3 protein-coding genes are annotated in these 1,836 nt (G+C 39.9%); all 3 read left to right on the top strand.

The genetic code is table 11. The features are described 5' to 3' along the window. The coding region (locus tag ACED29_RS21045) for a hypothetical protein (protein ID WP_371698675.1) at nucleotides 1–455 on the top strand (455 nt) is incomplete at its 5' end. Nucleotides 456–619: 164 nt separating this feature from the next. Beyond that, nucleotides 620–1,015 carry a hypothetical protein gene (locus ACED29_RS21040; protein WP_371698673.1) on the top strand — a complete coding sequence of 132 codons (396 nt, stop codon included), beginning with the start codon at nucleotides 620–622 and terminating at the stop codon, nucleotides 1,013–1,015. After that, complete coding sequence (locus ACED29_RS21035) at nucleotides 1,005–1,697, top strand: hypothetical protein (protein ID WP_371698671.1); 693 nt, start codon at nucleotides 1,005–1,007, stop codon at nucleotides 1,695–1,697. The genes ACED29_RS21040 and ACED29_RS21035 overlap by 11 nt, the downstream gene beginning before the upstream one ends. Nucleotides 1,698–1,836 lie beyond the last annotated feature (139 nt).

Genomic DNA, 1,836 nt, shown 5'->3' with positions numbered 1-1,836 from the left:
AGAAACTTACAAGAAAGCAGGAGGTTATCCTGCTGCTAATCAATAAGCTGTTATGTGCAGTTCGAGTAGGGAGCACGATGAAGAAAATTATATTACTCCCACTGTTTCTCTTTTCGCTCTCTATATCTGCTGAAGTTTTATGGAAGCCTGAAGCAATATCATATGAGTTAAAGCAAGCTCAAAAGCTTCTTGGCATCGGTCTTATGCTTGAGCTTAATCAAATCTTGGAGCCAGGCGAAGCTGGCTGGAAGCAATCTAGAATCGATGTTCCAGAAAGCTGGAGTGACGCAAAACTAGAAATGAAGCAAAGCACACTTTATATTACCTTAGGAACGCAAGAGTATTATCTTAATCCTACAAACATGGGTGAACTCAGTTTTGCTATTCTAGATGGCGGCAATAAAACAGATGAACAGCTTCTGGGTATTTGGGTTAAATATGCAAAAAGCACATAACAAGGCCAGTCAAATCGGACACAAACTCGCTGTCACCTTTTTTGCAAAAGGCGCAATAAAGTCGCCATCAATTTTGTGCCGTTGCTCGCGGCGTTATGTTTCCTAAGCTCTGCATTAACTTGTTATGGTGTGTTAAATAGACATTTCTAACTCAGGAGGTATGAGTGAAAACGATCAGTGACTTCAAAAAGAGTTTCGAAGCAGTTGGAGGCTTTAAACAGGCTGTTGTAGATATTAGGAAGATGATTGGTTTAAAACCAAACTCTTTGCGTTCATGGAAAGGCTTACATGAGCTTTACTTAAGAAATAAGAGTCCAGATCAGTTATTTGTCTCTGAAGAGGCAAAACTAATTTTTGCTCTAACGCAGATGGAAGGTGAGAAAAGAGCAGCAATCCTTGGTATTGAAAAGGAAATGTACTCATCTTTGAGTAAGTCAAAACGTTGGTATCGTCAACTTACATCTAAGTTACACTCAGATCGATTAAAACACCCTTTAGCTGATGATGCGGTTGCAGAACTGAATAATATTTATGCTCGGATGAAAAAGCATGGGGAATAAAAAGCTTCCTGTTACTCTAAAAGACGTATCCGCTGGTTCATATCAAAAGCCAGAACAAAAAAATGAACTGGTCGACGACTCTCAGTATGAAAGTGTAGATAGTGCTGTTGAGTCAGGGGTTAAAATTGGAACTAATGGTGTTGAATATGTAGATGAGGAGAAGGCCTCCATATTTCTTCAAGAAAATAAAGGAGATGCCCAATATATCGTGGACACTTTTATCGCTGATAGGCATAAACGGTCAATTGCGGGTAAAAGACTGATTCATAGTTCAGCTATGGTGGGCTTACTTGATGAACGAGCACAGGAAACTAGGAGTGCATCAAAACAAGCTTTGCAGCAATATGCGAGAGATTCCCTAATAAATGTTGGTGACTCAGATCAGGCTCAAAAAATTCGCAGAGACTTGGACGACTTCAACTCGAAAGAACAAAAAAAATTAAGGACATCTAGAGATTCAGATGTCGATGAAGTTACTGGTGAACTATTAGAAAAAGGGTATGCTTTTCATCACAAAAATCAGAAATCACTTCACACTGATCCAGAGCAAGCGCTAGACCCTGAGGCTGGAGTTTTAGTTAATGACTCTACTCATAAAGAAATCCATAGGCGTAAGTTGAGAGACGAGAAAGCTTTGGAAGAGTACAAAAGAGAGCTTGAAGGTGGGGAAAAGGAAACATAACAAGCAATTTAAGCCGGAACTCCAACAGTTGGCTGAGTTCCGCTGTGCTACACATTATAGCCAACTGTTTCCGTCCGCTTAATTGGGCGTTGAGGCTGTAGAATTTCTCCAGAAAGACGTTTTCAACGTTTTTTAACAA

The sequence above is a fragment of the Shewanella sp. 5S214 genome (genome assembly GCF_041439795.1).
Classification (GTDB): domain Bacteria; phylum Pseudomonadota; class Gammaproteobacteria; order Enterobacterales; family Shewanellaceae; genus Shewanella; species Shewanella vesiculosa.
Note: the sequence above shows the minus strand (reverse complement) of the source record. Positions and strands in the feature narration are given on the sequence as shown.